This window comes from Paracoccus pacificus, from assembly GCF_042680785.1.
Taxonomy (GTDB): Bacteria; Pseudomonadota; Alphaproteobacteria; order Rhodobacterales; family Rhodobacteraceae; genus Paracoccus; species Paracoccus pacificus.
On record NZ_JBHUEN010000032.1, the window covers coordinates 1 to 16,371 of the forward strand.

A 16,371-nucleotide genomic window follows, 5' to 3' on the forward strand; every position below is an offset into this window, starting at 1 on the left:
GAAATCCGACAACCAAACCGCCCGCATATCCCTTCAGAATATACTACAATGTCAAATAGCAAGAAGAAACAAAACAACCCGATCCGCGCCAATTCCTAGCGCCGAGCAAGCCACCAAGCTTCCAGATTTTCCACCCCGTTTCCAAGGCAGGAGACCTATCTAGTCAACGTGCGCGAGATCGTCAAGAGCAATCTTAACTTTTTTTCGCGACCCGGCTTCCAAGGCCACCGATCCGGCCCCGCCGTTTCGGTGAGGCGGTATCTAGGACCACAAAACGAAACCCGCAACAGCATTTGTCAGAAAAATGTCAGAAAAATCGTAGTTCTTTGATAATATGAGCAATTTTTATCCGCCAGATGCCGCTCAGCGGCCACTCTGTGCCCCGCGCCCTCGAATCGCGACGGTTCGATGACGGAATCGGGGGACGTGGATCACTTATGCCCAAGCGACGCGCACGGTCGGGTCGGGCTGTGGCTGCTGGCTGAACCGATGGGGGCAAACAGCGCTGTTCGGGGGCATGGCCCGACCGGGATGCAGGCGCCGGGACAGCATCGATAATCCCGGCGGTGTGGTTCGGGTTCGGATCAGGGCATTCCGTACCGCGCCGGCAGGGTTGTCCCACGCGGCAAAGATCGGAGCCGATGACCTACGCTTGGCGCCGGAAACGCGCCATCTTCACCCCCGGGCAACCGCTTTCACTGCTGCTCGACCGGGACGATCAGGACAGCAACTCGCGCTCGTTTTTCAGATGCCGCCCGGCAAGCGCCCGGCCCTCTCGGCCCGAAAGCATCCGGCGGGCGGGTTCGGCCCGCCGGTCGCGAATCGACGGGAAGATCGCCTCGAGCTCGCGTTGCGCCGCAGCATCGACCGATCGGAGCGCCATCGGCCCGGGATAAAAGGATTCCGCCGGCGCGCCCTCGGCATAAACGATCTCGTGTTGATCAAAGGCGAAATGCACATAGACCACTTCGTCCACGTCATCGGCGACCGCGATGCCGGGCAGAGCCAGCAGGTTCTTGGCGGCGACCAAAACCTCCTCGACGCAGAACATCCGCTGCGCGATGCGCGAATGCACCAACACACGATGTTGCGGCGATACCAGCATCTCGCGTTGCGGCAAACCGCGCCCCAGCGCACCGGCCGCGATGCGGATAGGCCGCAAATGCGGCGCTTCGGCCAGGGTTGCGGCATCCAGACGTCGCGAATCGAACCACTGCACGGGCTTCCTTCCGTGGTCCACCGTTTCAACGACGTCGCCGACACGCAGCGCGCCCGCCGGTCGCTCTCCGCCCGGGACGCGGATCGCCACATCCTCGGCAAAGCAGACGATGCTGGTGGTCGAGGGCAGCGATCGGTTGGCTCCGGTCCCGTAATACTGGCTATAAGCGTCAGTCGGGGTTCCATCAGCTTTCAATGGAAGCTTTCCCAGAGTAATCGAGGCAACCTTTTGCCCGGCGAGATAAGGCGCAGCCGTGTTCGAGAATATCGCGCCGTTCTCAAGCTGGACGAACGTCATGTTCTGCTGCGTGGTCGAGCCATCTTTCAGCGTGATGGTCACCGGCCAGATAAAGGTCGAATCTATTTTCGAGGTAATGTCGCCACCACCCAGATTGTAGGTGAAGCTGTCCGCAGCGATGGGGCCGCCCTGCGACGTGGGCCGGTTGGCGTAGTCGTTTTCTTCCAAACGATCGCTGACTCCCCCCCGCACCACATCGTTCTCGGTAACCTGAACGATACTCATATTGTTGTAGTCGAAGGTCGAGCCCTTATCCCAACCCGGCACTTTCGCGTTCTCGTTCTTCGTGTTGTTCAGGCTGCTGGCCGACGTCTCGACGGGATCGAGATCGGCGAACGTACCGAAGTAGAACTGCGTCACGTTATAGGTCGGCATCCGAACCCCCTCTTCGAAATGAATACAACCAAAAGCAGTGACTGATGAAATAAAAACAACTGTAGAACTACGCGATTCGACCCCACCCCGCAACGCAAAACGCGCCCCATGGGGGCGCGTCCGGGAACAGCGGCGCAGGTAAAAACCTGCGATGCCGGTTCAGCGTTTCGAGAACTGGAAGCTGCGGCGGGCCTTCGCCTTGCCGTATTTCTTGCGCTCGACCACGCGGCTGTCGCGGGTCAGGAAGCCGGCCGCTTTCAGCGCGGCGCGCAGGCTGGGCTCATAAAGCTGCAGCGCCTTCGAGATGCCGTGCTTGACCGCACCGGCCTGCCCCGACAGACCACCACCGGCGACGGTGGCATAGACGTCGAACTGGCCCTCGACCCCGGCCACCTGGAAAGGCTGGCGCAGGATCATCTGCAGAACCGGGCGGGCGAAATATTCGGCGATGTCCTTGCCATTCACCACGACCTTGCCCGAGCCGGGCTTCACCCAGACCCGCGCAACCGCATCCTTGCGCTTACCGGTCGCGTAAGAGCGGCCCAGATCGTCACGCTGCGCGACCCGCGGCGCTTCGTCGGAGGCCGGGACAGCGGCGGCGCCGGCGGCCGGATTGCCGGTAACGACGGACTTCAGATCGTCCAGAGTCTTGATTTCGTCAGCCATAATCATGCGCTCCGGGTGTTCTTGGCGTTCATGGATTTGACATCCAGAACTTCGGGTTGCTGTGCCTCATGCGGATGTTCGGCACCGGCATAGACGCGCAGATTGGTCATCTGCTGCTTGCCCAGCTTGTTGCGGCTGATCATGCGCTCGACGGCCTTGATCACCACACGCTCGGGGTGGGCGCCTTCCAGCACCTGACGCGCGGTGCGGAACTTGATCCCGCCCGGGTGGCCGGTGTGCCAGTAATAACGCTTGTCATCCCGCTTGGCGCCGGTCATCTGCACCTTGTCGGCGTTGATGACGATGACGTTGTCGCCCATGTCCATATGCGGGGTGAAGGTCGGTTTGTGCTTGCCGCGCAGGCGGCTGGCGACGATCGTTGCAAGACGGCCCAGAACGACGCCCTCGGCGTCGATCAGGATCCACTTCTTCTCGATCTCCGCCGGTTTTGCGGTATAGGTTTTCATCAGTCAGACCCTTCGGGTACGAATCCAAATTCGAGATGCCGGCTTATCCGCGATGGCAACGAGCCGGTCAAGACAGGAATGCGTCTAAATACTAATAGAAATCAATATATTACAATATTGGTAATATAATACCTTAGGATAGCCTCCGGTTTTGACGCCCTTTCACCGCCCGCTGGGCGGGATCGCATAGGTCATCGAGGCGCGGGCGACCGGCAGATCGCTGCCCTCGGACCGCACCAGCGCATCGCACACCGCAAGGCTGCGGCCCAGCTTCAGCAACCGCACGTCGGCCAGCAGATCGCGCGCGGACACTGGCCGGCGCATGAAGTCGATCGTCGCGTTCGTCGTGACCGCCAGCGCGACCGGCCCGATCCGCGACAGGATCATCAGATAGATCGCGACATCGACAAGGCTGAATATCGCCGGCCCCGCGACCGTCCCGCCGGGGCGCAGGTGCTTGTCCTTCACCATCAGCCGGACCGTGATCGCGTCCGTGCCAAGGCTTTCCACGGCGACCTCATCCGCCATCTGCGGAAACTCGTCCGCCATGAATGCGCCAAGTGCTTCACGGTCCATTTCAGGCGACATGCTTTCCCCCTGCCCTGTCAGTGGCTAAGGTTGGACGGTCAAGGCGTCGCTGGCAAGGGCGCGGGGATGGGCGGAGCTATCGGAGGAGCGTGAACATGTCCGACAATGAACTTATCCTGCGCAGCGATCACGACCATGTCGCGCGTCTGGTGCTGAACAGCCCGCAGAATTTCAACGCGCTGTCGCTTGAGATGATCGCCGCGCTGGCGACCGAGCTTGACCGTATCGCGCGGGACGATTCGATCCGGGCGGTCATTCTGGCGGCGACGGGTAAGGCTTTCAGCGCCGGCCACGATCTTCGCCAGATGCAGGCGGCGCGCGAAGATGTCGATGGCGGAAAGGCCGCGTTTCAGACCCTTTTCGACAATTGCGCCCTGATGATGCAGCAGATCGCCGCCCTGCCCCAGCCGGTTATCGCCGAGGTGCAGGGCATCGCGACCGCCGCCGGTTGCCAGCTTGTCGCCAGCTGCGATCTGGCGGTCGCGGCCGATGGCGTGCGCTTTGGCGTCAACGGCGTCAATATCGGATTGTTCTGCACGACGCCCATGGTCGCCCTGACCCGCGCCATCGCACCTCGCGCGGCATTCGAGTTGCTGGTGACGGGTGATTTCGTCGACGCGGCGCGGGCACGGGAACTGGGGCTGGTCAACCGGGTCGTTCCACCCGGCGATCTTGCGGAAACCACGATGGCGCTGGCCCGACAGATCGCCGCGAAACTGCCGCAGGCAGTGCGGCTGGGCAAACGCGCCTATCGCGACCAACTGGGCAAAAGCAGCGCCGACGCCTATGGAATCGCCGGCCCGACCATGTGCGAGAACCTGATGCTACCGGAAACCGCCGAGGGCATCGCCGCCTTTCTGGAAAAGCGGCCGCCCAACTGGTCCTAGCCGATGGTGGCCAGGAACGGGAACGCCTCGAGCAGCCAATAGGCCATGGCCGTGAACCCGCCGGTCAGCATCATCAGCCCGATGGTCCATAGCAAAAGCCCCATGATGCGTTCGATCTTGGCCATGTGGCGCTTCATGAAGCTCATCAGCCCCGACAGGCGCGGGAAGAACGCGGCAAGCAGAAGGAACGGCACCCCGAGCCCGATGGCGTAGACGCCCAAAAGTGCCGCGCCGCGCGAAAGCGAGGCATCACTGGCCGCCATGCTGAGGATCGCGGAAAGCTGCGGGCCCATGCAGGGCGTCCAGCCGAAGGCAAAGGCCAGTCCCAGAATATAGGCGCCGAAGGCCGAACCGCCCTTGTCGCCGGCATCGACGCGAATCTCTCGGTCCAGAAAGCCGATGCGGAATATGCCCAGAAAGTGCAGACCGAACACCATGACGGTGATCCCCGCAATGGTGATGAACCAGCCCTGATATTGCAGGATTGCGCGTCCGAAGGCCGAGGCCGCGATTCCCAAAAGCAGGAAGATCGTCGATAACCCGAGGACGAAGAAAATCGCGGGAAGCACCGGCAAACGCCGCCCCTCGCGCAACTCGCCCACGGTGATGCCGCCCATATAGGCCAGATAGGGCGGCACGATGGGCAGGACGCAGGGCGACAGGAATGACAAAAGCCCGGCCACCAGCGCAATCAGCGCGGCGGGCAGGAAAGCGACGGTGGCAAGATCAAATTCCAGCATGGTGGCGCCAACCTAACCGGTTATTCCGACAAGGAAAGCCATTCCCGGTCACGGTTTGGTGGGGTCGGCGGGGCAACCTTGCGCCCCGCCGCGAAATCACGGGCGCCTCAGCGGCCCAGCGACCACCAGCCGCGCCGTTTCGGCCGGGCTTCCGTCGCTGTTTGGTCAGCGGGCGATTCGTCGTCCGTCGCGGGGTCGGTCGCAGCGGCGGGATCGGTCCCGACCGACGCGTCTGCGGCGGCGCCATTCGCCAATGCGGCGTCATCCGCGGCCGGATCATCCTCGCCCTCGTCCGGGCCAGAGCCGGCCTGAACCCGATCCGAGGTGTCGGTGACGACATGATCCCGCAGATCGACCATTTCGGCCTCGGCCGACACGGTTTCCGGCTGAACGTCGCTTTCGGTGACCGCTTCGGGAACCGATGCGGAAATGACGATCGTCTCGGCCGCGCCCGCGCCGTCGATGACCTCGGGCTTCTTGCTGCGGCTGCGCGCGCGGGGCTTGCGCGGCTTCTTGACGGCCTCGTCCCCGGCGTCTGCGGCAGCCTCGGCCGCCACCGGCGCGCTGACAGAATCGTCGGCAACCTCCGGTGCGTCGGTTGCGACCGGCGCGTCATCATCATCGCCATCGGCCTGTGCGTCGCTGGCGCCATCGGCGGTCATGATCTCGTCCGAATGTTCGGCGCGATCATCGCCACCGCCACGCCGACGACGGCGACGGCGACGCTTTTTGCGACCGCCATTATCGCCATCCTCATCACGGTCTTCCCTGACCGCATCCCGGCCCCGCGCTTCCGCGCGTTCCGGCGCCGCAGCGGTTTCTTCCTCGTCCAGTTCCACGGTCTCTTCGACCGCGCCGTCCTCTTCATCAATCTGGGCCATCAGCCGGGCGTCAACCGATACCGGCACGCTGGCGATCTCGGGGACGTTCCGGGTCGCGGTCTTGAACTTTTCAAGCGCATAGTCGGGCGAGACCAGCGTCGGGTCGGCCTCGACCCGGACGGCCATGCCATAGCGCGCCTCGATCCCGGCGATATGCTCGCGCTTGACGTTCATCAGGAAATTCGCGACCGCGACCGGGGCCTTGACCAGAACCTCACGCGAACGCTTGCGAGTGCCCTCTTCCTCGACCCCGCGCAGGATCGTCAGCGCCAGGCTGTCGTCGCTGCGGATCAGGCCGGTGCCGTGGCAATGCGCGCAGGGCTGCGTGGTCGATTCCAGCATGCCGGGGCGCAGGCGCTGACGGCTCATCTCCATCAGACCGAAGCCCGAGATGCGACCGACCTGAATCCGCGCCCGGTCGGTTTTCAGCCGGTCCTTGAACCGCTTCTCGACCGCCGCGTTATTCTTGCGCTCTTCCATGTCGATGAAGTCGATCACGATCAGCCCGGCAAGGTCGCGCAGCCGCAACTGGCGGGCGATTTCATCCGCCGCCTCGCAGTTGGTCTTGAAGGCGGTGTCCTCGATCGAGCCTTCCTTGGTGGCGCGGCCCGAGTTCACGTCGATGGCGACCAAAGCCTCGGTCACGCCGATGACGATGTAACCGCCCGATTTCAGCTGCACGACCGGGTTGAACATGCCGCCGAGATAGCTTTCGACCTGATAGCGCGCAAAGATCGGCATCGGGTCGGTGTAATGTTTCACGTTCTTGGCGTGGGACGGCATGATCATCTTCATGAAGTCCTTGGCCGTGCGATAGCCCGCATCGCCCTCGACCAGAACCTCGTCGATGTCCTTGCTGTACAGATCGCGGATCGACCGCTTGATCAGGTCGCCTTCCTCATAGATCGGGGCCGGCGCGATGGATTTGAACGTCAGTTCGCGGATCTGTTCCCACAGCCGCATCAGATATTCATAGTCGCGCTTGATCTCGGTCCGGGTGCGCTGGCTGCCGGCGGTGCGGATGATCAGACCCGCGCCCTGCGGAACCTCCAGTTCCCCGGCGATGTCCTTCAGCTTCTTGCGGTCGGCGGCGTTGGTGATCTTGCGGCTGATCCCGCCACCGCGCGCGGTGTTCGGCATCAGGACGCAATAACGGCCCGCCAGCGACAGATAGGTGGTCAGCGCGGCGCCCTTGTTGCCACGCTCTTCCTTGACCACCTGCACCAGCATGATCTGGCGGACCTTGATCACTTCCTGGATCTTGTAGCGCCGGGCGCGCGGCTTGCGGGGCGCGCGGATTTCCTCTGAAACATCTTCTTCGGCGATCGATTCGATTTCGTCGTCCCGGTCGGAAGCGGATGCGACGGACTCATCCAGAACGGGTTCATCCAGATCGGTCGCGGCTTCGGATTCGATCTCGGCGTCGGCGGCAGCCACGTCGGTCACCACCCGGCCAGCCGAACCGCTGTCGTGTTCATGGTCGTGGTCGGGGCGAACGGCGTCGTCGTGGTCATTGGCCGGATCAATCACCGCCATGCCCGGAATATCGTCCGAGCCGGCCTCGGCCGCGATCACCACATCCTGCGCCCCTGCCGCCTCGGCTTTCGCGGACCCGCGACGCCGGTTGCCGCCGCTGCGGCGCGGACGGCCCGATTCCTCGGCCTGCTGCGCCTCGGCATAGGCAAGCTCTTCCTCCAGCAGGGCCTGACGGTCGGCTGCCGGAATCTGATAGTAATCGGGATGGATCTCGGCAAAGGCCAGAAACCCGTGGCGATTGCCGCCGTAATCCACGAATGCGGCCTGAAGCGAGGGTTCGACCCGCGTCACCTTGGCCAGATAGATATTGCCAGCAAGCTGGCGCTTGTTCAGGGTCTCGAAATCAAATTCTTCGACCTTGGTTCCGTCGGCCACGACCACCCGAGTTTCCTCGGCATGGGTGGCGTCGATCAGCATTTTCTTTGCCATTTATTGAACTTTCGCGCATCCGGTCAGGTCCGCACCATGGCGGACGCCTGATCGGGAAGCGGCATATGATTGACGCTGTAACGGCCGAAAACCAAGGACTCGCGGCGGCGAGGCTTGGCCCCGGCCCTTGCTGCGATCCGTGTTCCGATGCGCGTTTCATCGCGTCAGTTACCTATGTTGGTCCGCATCCTGCACTGCTGCAGAAGGTCGGACGGCGAATACCTTGCCCGATGCCCTTGCGGGATCAGACGTGGATTTTTCCGCGCGGTGTGCCGCCCGCCCCGTGGGGTTCTGGCTGGTAGCCGCGCTTGGAAACCTGCAAGGGGCGCAACTGTCAGTTGCAATTCCTGCCCCGTATTTCGGACCATAGCGGTGAAAGGCCTTCCGTTACAATCGCTTTTTCAACTGCTCCGTCGCCGGCCACAACCAAACGGCGGAGCGGCGCCGGACAAGGCGCAGCCCCGGCCCGGGTTGGCTACAGATAGTCACCGCGGCTCAGGCCATATTTGGCCATCTTCTCGTTCAGCGTCCGGCGCGGCAGACAAAGCTCCTCCATCACCGAACTGATCGAGCCCTTGTGCCGCCGCATCGTGTTGTCGATCAGCATCCGCTCGAAACTTTCGACATATTCCTTGAGCGGCTTGCCCTCGGTCGTCGTCGCCTCGGCCGTCTCCTCGCCATCGGCCATCAAAAGCGAGGTGATGCTGCCCGATCCGCGCCGGTTCTGCAGAACGGCGCGTTCCGCCACATTGATCAACTGCCGCACGTTGCCGGGCCATGGCGCCTGCAAAAGCTGGGCGGCTTCCTGGGCGGTCACCTGCGGCGGCTCACACCCGTATTCCTCGGAAAATTGCTCGGTCATGCGGGTGAACAGCGACAGAATATCCTCGCCCCGCTGGCGCAGCGGCGGAATGGTGATCTTGAGCGCCCCAAGCCGGAAGAACAGGTCCGGCCGCAGCGCATCCTCCAGCCGCCTGCCCTCGCCCCGCGCATTGGAAATCGCGATGATCCGGGTTTCCGCCGGGCTGCCCTGATCGGCGATGAAGGCAAGAAGCCGGGCCTGAAGCGGCTCGGACAGGGCTTCGATATCCTCAAGACATAACGTCCCGCCGCGAGCTTCCTCGACCGCCGGCAGGGCGCCACCGTCTTCGACCGGACCGAACAGGCGCGCCACGAGCGCGTCGGGCGCATAGGCCGCGCAACTGACCGGCACGAATTTACGCGAAGCGCGCGGCCCCACGGCATGCAGCGCATGCGCGACCAGCGTCTTGCCCGAGCCGGTTTCGCCGTCGATCAGCACATGGCCGTCGGCCTGCCCCAGATCAAGAATATCCTCGCGCAGGCGCTCCATCGCCGGGCTGGAGCCGACGAGTTTGGACATGACCTGCGCGCCTTCGGACAGATCCCGGCGCAGCGCGCGGTTGTCCAGTGTCATGCGGCGGGCGTTGGTCGCCTTCTTCGCCAATTCGGTCATCCGGTCGGGGTTGAACGGCTTTTCCATGAAATCCATGGCGCCCAGCCGCATCGCCTCGACCGCCATCGGCACGTCGCCGTGACCGGTGATCATGATGACCGGCAGCCCGCTGTCCTGCCCCATCAGGCGCTTCAGAAACGCCATCCCATCCATTCCCGGCATGCGGATGTCCGAAATGACCACACCCGGCCAATCCGGGCCGATGGTCTTCAACGCCTCTTCGGCGCTGGGAAACGTCTCGGTGTCGAAGCCGGACAGGGCCAGCCACTGGCTGATCGACTCGCGCATATCGGGTTCGTCGTCGACGATCGCCACTTTCAGCGTGCGGGTCATTGTTGTCCTCACTCTGCTGCCAGATCGGCTCGGGGGCGGCCGTCCGGCTGTTGATCGGTCAGAACAGGCGCGTAAAGCGGCAGTTGCATCTCAAACACCGCGCCTTTTCCTTCGGTATTATGGGCGGTCAGGCGACCCCCGAAATCAGAGACGATCCCGGAAGAGATCGCCAAACCAAGACCGGTGCCCTCGCCCGGTTTCTTCGTCGTCCAGAAAGGCTCAAACAGTTTTTCCATGTCGGTCAAACCCGGTCCGTTGTCGCGAACAGTCAACATCGCGTGAGAACCGGCCCGGACGGTCAGTTCGATCTCGGGGTCTTTCTGGTCCTTGGTCGCGTCAAAAGCGTTTCTTAGCAAGTTGATAATCACCTGCTCCAGCCGGATGCGATCGGCCATGACCATCACCGGCTCGCGCGGGACCATGCGGATGATGCGCACGGTGCGGGACTTGAGCTGCGGCTCCATCATTGTCAGCGCCCCGGACAAGGCGGCACGCAGATCGACCGGCTCGAACGCCTCGCCGCCCTTGCGGGCATAGGATTTCAACTGGCGGGTGATGGCGCCCATACGCTCGATCAGATCATCGACGCGCTGAAAGCTGGACAGGGCCTCTTCGTACCGGTCGCGTTGCAGCAAAAGCCGCGCGCCGGCCAGATAGGTCTTCATCGCGGCCAGCGGCTGGTTCAGTTCGTGGCTGACGCTTGCCGACATTTCGCCCAGGGCCGCCAGTTTCGAGCTTTGCTCGACCGTCTGTTCGGCCACGCGCAGTTCTTTCTGCATCCGCTCCCGCTCGGCGATTTCGCGCGACAGCCGCCGGTTCAGCGCCCGCAATTCATCGGATTCACGCTTGAAGGCGACCGACTGGACGCGCGCGCGCCGCGACAGGATATAGAAACTCAGCGCCAGAAGAATGGCGAAGCCCATGATCTCCATCGCAAGCGCGGCGTTAACCTTTTCCCGCACTGATTCGTAGGTGGTGAATGAGACCATGCGCCAGCCACGGAACGGCACCCGTGCCTCGGATTGCATGACGGCGCGGCCCTGAATCCATGCGTCGGGCTGCCGCGCGGTCAGATCCGTGGTGACCTGAAAGGCGCGCTGAATGGCGGTCGGCGCGGTGCGAAGCGCCAGCGCCTCTTGCAGGGTATGGCCGCGCCAGCGGGGTTCGGTCGTCAGAATGATCTTGCCGCTGCTGTCCAGCACCACCACGGCGTCCGAAATTCCGGCCCAGCTTCGTTCAAGCCGTTGCAACTCGGCCTCGACGACGATCACCCCCAAGGCACGGCCGTTCTGGACCACGGCCCGGGAATAGACGAATTCGTTCGCGCCGATTTCGTTGGTGTTGACGGTGAAAACGGTGTCGCGGCCCCGCATCGCCTCGACGAAGAACGGCTCGCGGACATAGTTCGTACCGATCAGGCGCCGTTCCGTCGCAGCCACCGTCCAGCCGGAAGCGTCGATCAGCCGGATCGAGGCCGCGCCGATTTCCTTCTGCGCGGCCATCAACCGCGCCGAGGTGGTCGAAAAATCGCTGCCGTTCAGCGCCCCCATCAACCCCGGATCGCGCGCCAGCAACAGTGGCACGACGGCGGTCCGCTGCAATTCGGACAGGATGTTGCCGGTATAAAGGGCCAGCCGCAGTTCCGCCCGGACCTTGGTCGTTTCGGAAAACCGCTCGGTCAGCCAGGCGTTGGTCATCCACATCAGACCGACGAAGGCAAGCAGCAGAAGCCCGGCGACAATGCGCATCCACCACGGCCGCATGAAACGCAAATCCGCGCTGCTTGCGGCGTCAGGCTGTTGCGACAGCGCGTCAGAGGTGCCTGTCTGGCTCATGCGAATGACGAATTAACCATGTCGGCCAAAATAGGCGCGAAACCGCCGCCTAACAAGCGCCGTCCCACCGGCGCCCGATAATGCGGCCTCAGGCGGCCGCGACCAGCCCCTGCACCAGTCCGGCGAACATGCGCGCGCCATGGTCATTGCCCAGCCGCTTTTCGACCGCGCGCTCGGGGTGCGGCATCATGCCCAGAACCCGCCGGTTCTCGCTCAGCACGCCGGCGATATCATCGACCGAGCCGTTCACCCCCCCGACATAGCGGAACGCGATGCGGTCCTGATCCTTAAGGCGCGTCAGGCCTTCGGCATCAATCTGATAATTGCCATCATGGTGCGCGACGGGCAGGATCAGCTCTTCCCCACGCTGCCAGCCATCGGTGAAAGCGCTGTCGGTGCTTTCAACCCGCAGCGCCGCATCCTTGCAGACAAAGCTGAGCCCGCCGTTGCGCATCAACGCCCCCGGCAACAGCCCGAGTTCGGTCAGAACCTGAAAGCCGTTGCAAATCCCCAGCACGTAACCACCCCGGGCGGCATGGGCGCTGACCGCCCGCGCGATCGGTGATTGCGCCGCAATAGCCCCGCAGCGCAGATAGTCGCCGAACGAAAACCCGCCCGGGACCGCGACAAGATCGGTGCCGGAGGGCAGGTGATCATCCTTGTGCCAGACCCGGCTGACCTGGGCGCCCGCGGCGGCAAGCGCCACCGCCAGATCACGGTCGCAGTTCGAGCCCGGAAAAGTAATGACGGCCGCCTTCATGTCACTCAAGCCTTTCTTCCTTGTCTAAATATCCCGGGGGCACGGGGGCAGCGCCCCCGTTCTCGAATTTCCCCTCTGTCCGCTATTCGATCTCGATCCGGTATTTCTCAATCACCGTATTCGCGAGCAGCTTTTCGCACATCCGGCGCACCTCATCCTCCGGCTGATCGACGCCGTCCAGGTCAAGCTCGATCACCTTGCCCTGGCGGACGCCGTTGACCCCGGCAAAGCCCAAGCCACTCAGCGCGTGACGCACCGCCTCGCCCTGCGGGTCAAGAACGCCGTCTTTCAGCATGATGGTGACGATCGCCTTCATTCGCGCGCCTTTCAGTTGATCAGGGTCGGTTTGGTCATCGGCGTGGCGTTCGAGGGCATCAGCCCCAGCCGGCGCGCGACTTCGGTATAAGCGTCGGTCAGGTTGCCGAGATCGCGGCGGAACACATCCTTGTCCAGATGCTCGCCGGTCTTGACGTCCCACAACCGGCAGGAATCGGGGCTGATTTCGTCGGCCACGATCAGTCGCATGAAATCCCCGTCCCAGATCCGGCCCACTTCGATCTTGAAATCGACCAGCTTGATTCCGACGCCGAAGAACACGCCCGACAGAAAATCGTTCACCCGCAATGCCAGCGAGACGATATCGTCAAGATCCTGCTGACTGGCCCAGCCGAAGGCGATGATATATTCCTCGCTGACCATCGGATCGCCCAGCTCGTCGTTCTTGAAGCTGTATTCGACGATCGGACGTGGCAAAGGGGTGCCCTCTTCCAGACCCAGACGCTTGCTGATCGAACCGGCCGCGAAATTCCGCACGATGACTTCCAGCGGAATGATCTCGACCTGCCGAATCAGCTGCTCGCGCATATTGATGCGGCGGATGAAATGGTTCGGAACGCCGATATTGGTCAGGCCGGCCATGAAAAACTCGGACAGGCGGTTGTTCAGAACCCCCTTGCCCTCGATCGTGGCCTTTTTCTGCGCGTTGAACGCCGTGGCATCATCCTTGAAATACTGGATCAAGGTTCCGGGTTCGGTGCCTTCGTAAAGGATCTTGGCTTTGCCTTCGTAGATTTTCTTGCGGCGGGGTGCCATCGCAGAGGTCCTTCCCATCATGCGGGTTCCTCCGCGCTATAGGCCACGGACCGGATTCGGGCAAGGCAAGGGTTGCGATATGTCCCGCCCGTGGGCATATGGACTGCACACCAACAGCCGGAGGCCGTAATGACCACCTTTGACGACCGTGAACGCTCCTACGAAGCCAAATTCGCCCATGACGCCGATCTGCGCTTCAAGGCCGAGGCTCGACGGAACCGCCTGTTGGGCGAATGGGCGGCACAAATGCTGGGGAAAGAGGGCGAAGAAGCCCGTACCTATGCGATGACCGTGGTCACGTCGGATTTCGAGGAACCGGGCGAGGGCGACGTTCTGCGCAAGGTCGTGTCCGATCTGGACGGCAAGTCGGATGAAACGGCCATTCGCGCGAAAATGGCCGAGTTGCTGGTCGAAGCCCGCCGTCAGATACTGGAAGAAAACTGACCTGCCTGATCCGGTCACCCGTCCGGCCCGAATCATCGGGTCGGATGGGTGGGCCGGTCGAGATTTTCGGACCGGCGGATTGTCGCAACATCTGTTTTCGCGCGACAAAAGGATAGAAGATGTCTGATCCCCTGTCCCGGTTGCTATCCCAGACCGGCTGGCTTCTGGCCGATGGCGCGACGGGGACGAACCTGTTCAACATGGGATTGGCGCCCGGAGAGGTTCCCGAGCTTTGGAACATCAGCCGCCCCGATGACGTCCGCCGGCTTTATCAGGATGCGGTTGATGCCGGTTCGGATCTGTTCCTGACCAACAGCTTCGGTGCGAACGCAAGCCGGCTTCGGCTGCATGATGCACAGGCAAAGGTCGTGGAGCTGAACCGCACCGCCGCGGCACTCGCACGCGAGGTGGCCGAAAGTGCCGGACGAACGGTCGTCGTCGCGGGCTCGATCGGCCCGACCGGCGAAATCATGTCGCCGATGGGCAATCTGAGCCGCGCCCGCGCCGTCGAGATTTTCTATGAGCAGGCCGAGGGTTTGCGTCAAGGCGGCGTCGATGTCCTGTGGGTCGAAACCTTCAGTTCACCCGACGAATATGCCGCCGCGGCCGAAGCCGCCCGGTTGGTTGACCTGCCATGGTGCGGTTCGATGAGCTTCGATACCGCTGGCCGAACCATGATGGGCATGACCGCCGCGCAAATGGCCGCGATGGTCGAGCGGCTTCCCCATCCTCCGCTCGCGTTCGGCGCTAACTGTGGGCTCGGCGCCGCGGATCTTCTTAGGACGGTGTCGGGCTTTGTCACTGCGGGCAGCGAACGGCCGATCATCGCCAAGGGCAATGCCGGCATCCCTCGCTATCACGACGGGCATATCCATTACGACGGCACACCGGAACTCATGGCTGAATATGCGGTTCTGGCGCGTGATCTTGGCGCGCGCATCATCGGGGGATGTTGTGGGACCATGCCGGAACATCTGGTCGCGATGCGCAAGGCATTGGAGGAACGGCCTGTCGGCCCCCGTCCAACGGTCGAGGATATAGCCGCAAAGCTCGGCGGCTTTACCGCGCCATGGGATAACGCAGCCGGAAGCCCGATTTTATCCGATCGCGGACGATCGCAGCAGCGGTAAAATCGGCAAACCGAAACTAGAACAGCGAAAGCTGATCCCCTGCCCTGGGCGGCGGCGCGAATTTGCTGCAATCCAGATTCTGCGAATCTGTCTTAAAACCAAGCCGCTTCAGGGCAAGCCGGAAACGCTGACGAAGCAGTTGGGCATGCACCCCCTCGCCACGCATGCGGCTTCCAAAACGTGGATCATTATCACGGCCGCCGCGCATCGCCTGAATCTGGTTCATGATGTGCTTGGCCTGCCCCGGAACATGACGTTCGAGCCAATCCCGAAACAGGGGCGCGACCTCCAAAGGCAATCTGATCGGCATCATGCTCGCCCTGGTCGCCCCGGCATCGCGGGTCGCCTGCAAAAGGGCTTCGAGATCGGCGTCGGTCAGAACGGGTATCACCGGCGCAATCATCGCACGAACCGGAATGCCCGCATTCGCCAGCTCCCGGATCATTCGCAATCTCACCACTGGCGGCGGTGCTCTGGGCTCAAGCTTTCGCGCGAGAGCGGCGTCAAGCGTCGTCACACTGACACCAACCGCCGTCTGACGCCGTTCCGCCATTGTCGAAAGTATATCCAAATCGCGAAGAATGGTGTGGCCGCGCGTCACGATACTGACCGGGTGGTTCCAGTCCCGCAGCACCTGCAAGATGGATCGCATGATCCGCATCTTTGCTTCAATTGGCTGATATGGATCAGTGTTCGTGCCGATCGCCAAGGGCCTGCAGGCATAGCTGCGACGCGATAGCTCTTTCACAAGAACATCAGCGGCATTGGGTTTGGCGATAATCTTCGACTCGAAATCCAAGCCCGGCGACAGGCCAAGATAGGCATGGCTTGGTCGCGCGAAGCAGTAAACACAGCCGTGCTCACATCCTCGGTAAGGATTGATCGAACGATCAAACGAAATGTCGGGCGACGTATTTCTGGCGATGACCGACCGAGGCGTTTCGCAAGTCACCTCGGTTTTAAGAACGAAGTCTTCATCCGGGATATCCCAGCCGTCGGCCTCTGAACTTCGTGTCAGACTGTCATAGCGGACCGCCGGCCGCGTTGCCGTCCCCCGCGCCTTGAGAATCTCATTGGGTTTTTGATTGCCCACCATGAGACAGAAATAGAACAAAGCAAGAACATTTACCAGTTCAAATTTAGGCTGCCTTCAGCCCTGCCGAGGCAGCTGCCCGATCTCGCAAACGGCTAACAACAACCCGGAACTACGGTGAATGA

15 protein-coding genes are annotated in these 16,371 nt (G+C 62.5%); 3 read left to right on the forward strand and 12 right to left on the reverse strand.

Features of this window, described 5'->3' with window-relative positions; translation table 11 throughout:
• Window positions 1–718: 718 nt before the first annotated feature.
• The 4 genes from ACFSCT_RS11515 to ACFSCT_RS11530 all read right to left on the reverse strand — a co-directional run bounded on the left by ACFSCT_RS11515 (window position 719) and on the right by ACFSCT_RS11530 (window position 3,612).
• Window positions 719–1,891, reverse strand: coding sequence for a Hint domain-containing protein (locus tag ACFSCT_RS11515; RefSeq protein ID WP_379142899.1), 1,173 nt, complete (start codon window positions 1,889–1,891; stop codon window positions 719–721).
• A gap of 159 nt (window positions 1,892–2,050) precedes the next feature.
• Window positions 2,051–2,557 carry a 30S ribosomal protein S9 gene (gene rpsI, locus ACFSCT_RS11520; RefSeq protein WP_379142901.1) on the reverse strand — a complete coding sequence of 169 codons (507 nt, stop codon included), beginning with the start codon at window positions 2,555–2,557 and terminating at the stop codon, window positions 2,051–2,053.
• Window positions 2,558–2,559: 2 nt separating this feature from the next.
• Window positions 2,560–3,024 carry a 50S ribosomal protein L13 gene (gene rplM, locus ACFSCT_RS11525; RefSeq protein WP_379142903.1) on the reverse strand — a complete coding sequence of 155 codons (465 nt, stop codon included), beginning with the start codon at window positions 3,022–3,024 and terminating at the stop codon, window positions 2,560–2,562.
• Between the two features lie 162 nt (window positions 3,025–3,186).
• A complete protein-coding gene (locus ACFSCT_RS11530) occupies window positions 3,187–3,612 on the reverse strand; it encodes a PaaI family thioesterase (RefSeq protein ID WP_379142905.1) in 426 nt (141 codons plus the stop codon).
• Window positions 3,613–3,707: 95 nt separating this feature from the next.
• Between ACFSCT_RS11530 and ACFSCT_RS11535 the strand changes: the two genes are divergently transcribed.
• Complete coding sequence (locus tag ACFSCT_RS11535) at window positions 3,708–4,499, forward strand: enoyl-CoA hydratase (RefSeq protein WP_379142907.1); 792 nt, start codon at window positions 3,708–3,710, stop codon at window positions 4,497–4,499.
• Here the strand turns inward: ACFSCT_RS11535 and ACFSCT_RS11540 are convergent.
• The 7 genes from ACFSCT_RS11540 to purC form a co-directional block, all read right to left on the reverse strand.
• Window positions 4,496–5,239, reverse strand: coding sequence for a cytochrome c biogenesis CcdA family protein (locus ACFSCT_RS11540; protein WP_379142909.1), 744 nt, complete (start codon window positions 5,237–5,239; stop codon window positions 4,496–4,498). The genes ACFSCT_RS11535 and ACFSCT_RS11540 overlap by 4 nt on opposite strands.
• Window positions 5,240–5,346: 107 nt before the next feature.
• Window positions 5,347–8,085 carry an Rne/Rng family ribonuclease gene (locus tag ACFSCT_RS11545; protein ID WP_379142911.1) on the reverse strand — a complete coding sequence of 913 codons (2,739 nt, stop codon included), beginning with the start codon at window positions 8,083–8,085 and terminating at the stop codon, window positions 5,347–5,349.
• A 475-nt stretch (window positions 8,086–8,560) separates the two neighbouring features.
• On the reverse strand, window positions 8,561–9,892 hold the full coding sequence (locus ACFSCT_RS11550; RefSeq protein WP_379142912.1) for a sigma-54-dependent transcriptional regulator: 1,332 nt from the start codon (window positions 9,890–9,892) through the stop codon (window positions 8,561–8,563).
• Between the two features lie 8 nt (window positions 9,893–9,900).
• On the reverse strand, window positions 9,901–11,655 hold the full coding sequence (locus ACFSCT_RS11555; protein WP_379143005.1) for a sensor histidine kinase: 1,755 nt from the start codon (window positions 11,653–11,655) through the stop codon (window positions 9,901–9,903).
• A gap of 160 nt (window positions 11,656–11,815) precedes the next feature.
• Entirely contained in the window at window positions 11,816–12,487 is a 672-nt protein-coding gene (gene purQ, locus ACFSCT_RS11560; RefSeq protein ID WP_379143007.1) for a phosphoribosylformylglycinamidine synthase subunit PurQ, read from the reverse strand.
• 82 nt (window positions 12,488–12,569) lie between these two features.
• The gene (purS, locus tag ACFSCT_RS11565; RefSeq protein ID WP_379142914.1) at window positions 12,570–12,803 is read right to left on the reverse strand and encodes a phosphoribosylformylglycinamidine synthase subunit PurS; all 234 of its coding nucleotides are present in this window, start codon (window positions 12,801–12,803) and stop codon (window positions 12,570–12,572) included.
• 11 nt (window positions 12,804–12,814) lie between these two features.
• Window positions 12,815–13,579, reverse strand: coding sequence for a phosphoribosylaminoimidazolesuccinocarboxamide synthase (purC, locus tag ACFSCT_RS11570; RefSeq protein ID WP_379142916.1), 765 nt, complete (start codon window positions 13,577–13,579; stop codon window positions 12,815–12,817).
• A gap of 129 nt (window positions 13,580–13,708) precedes the next feature.
• On the opposite strand from purC, the gene ACFSCT_RS11575 reads away from it, so the two are divergent.
• Both ACFSCT_RS11575 and bmt read left to right on the forward strand, forming a co-directional pair.
• Entirely contained in the window at window positions 13,709–14,023 is a 315-nt protein-coding gene (locus ACFSCT_RS11575; protein ID WP_379142918.1) for a DUF1476 domain-containing protein, read from the forward strand.
• Between the two features lie 119 nt (window positions 14,024–14,142).
• Window positions 14,143–15,153 (forward strand): betaine--homocysteine S-methyltransferase, encoded by a 1,011-nt coding sequence (bmt, locus tag ACFSCT_RS11580; RefSeq protein WP_379142919.1) that lies wholly within the window; start codon window positions 14,143–14,145, stop codon window positions 15,151–15,153.
• 16 nt (window positions 15,154–15,169) lie between these two features.
• On the opposite strand, the gene ACFSCT_RS11585 is transcribed toward bmt, so the two are convergent.
• Window positions 15,170–16,267 carry a PA0069 family radical SAM protein gene (locus tag ACFSCT_RS11585; RefSeq protein WP_379142921.1) on the reverse strand — a complete coding sequence of 366 codons (1,098 nt, stop codon included), beginning with the start codon at window positions 16,265–16,267 and terminating at the stop codon, window positions 15,170–15,172.
• Window positions 16,268–16,371: the final 104 nt, after the last annotated feature.

Bases quoted from the DNA above. Each gene is read 5' to 3' on its own strand.
- ACFSCT_RS11515 (WP_379142899.1), bottom strand. From the start codon at position 1,891: ATGCCGACCTATAACGTGACGCAGTTCTACTTCGGTACGTTCGCCGAT.
- rpsI (WP_379142901.1), bottom strand. From the start codon at position 2,557: ATGGCTGACGAAATCAAGACTCTGGACGATCTGAAGTCCGTCGTTACC.
- rplM (WP_379142903.1), bottom strand. From the start codon at position 3,024: ATGAAAACCTATACCGCAAAACCGGCGGAGATCGAGAAGAAGTGGATC.
- ACFSCT_RS11530 (WP_379142905.1), bottom strand. From the start codon at position 3,612: ATGTCGCCTGAAATGGACCGTGAAGCACTTGGCGCATTCATGGCGGAC.
- ACFSCT_RS11535 (WP_379142907.1), top strand. From the start codon at position 3,708: ATGTCCGACAATGAACTTATCCTGCGCAGCGATCACGACCATGTCGCG.
- ACFSCT_RS11540 (WP_379142909.1), bottom strand. From the start codon at position 5,239: ATGCTGGAATTTGATCTTGCCACCGTCGCTTTCCTGCCCGCCGCGCTG.
- ACFSCT_RS11545 (WP_379142911.1), bottom strand. From the start codon at position 8,085: ATGGCAAAGAAAATGCTGATCGACGCCACCCATGCCGAGGAAACTCGG.
- ACFSCT_RS11550 (WP_379142912.1), bottom strand. From the start codon at position 9,892: ATGACCCGCACGCTGAAAGTGGCGATCGTCGACGACGAACCCGATATG.
- ACFSCT_RS11555 (WP_379143005.1), bottom strand. From the start codon at position 11,655: ATGCGGCCGTGGTGGATGCGCATTGTCGCCGGGCTTCTGCTGCTTGCC.
- purQ (WP_379143007.1), bottom strand. From the start codon at position 12,487: ATGAAGGCGGCCGTCATTACTTTTCCGGGCTCGAACTGCGACCGTGAT.
- purS (WP_379142914.1), bottom strand. From the start codon at position 12,803: ATGAAGGCGATCGTCACCATCATGCTGAAAGACGGCGTTCTTGACCCG.
- purC (WP_379142916.1), bottom strand. From the start codon at position 13,579: ATGGCACCCCGCCGCAAGAAAATCTACGAAGGCAAAGCCAAGATCCTT.
- ACFSCT_RS11575 (WP_379142918.1), top strand. From the start codon at position 13,709: ATGACCACCTTTGACGACCGTGAACGCTCCTACGAAGCCAAATTCGCC.
- bmt (WP_379142919.1), top strand. From the start codon at position 14,143: ATGTCTGATCCCCTGTCCCGGTTGCTATCCCAGACCGGCTGGCTTCTG.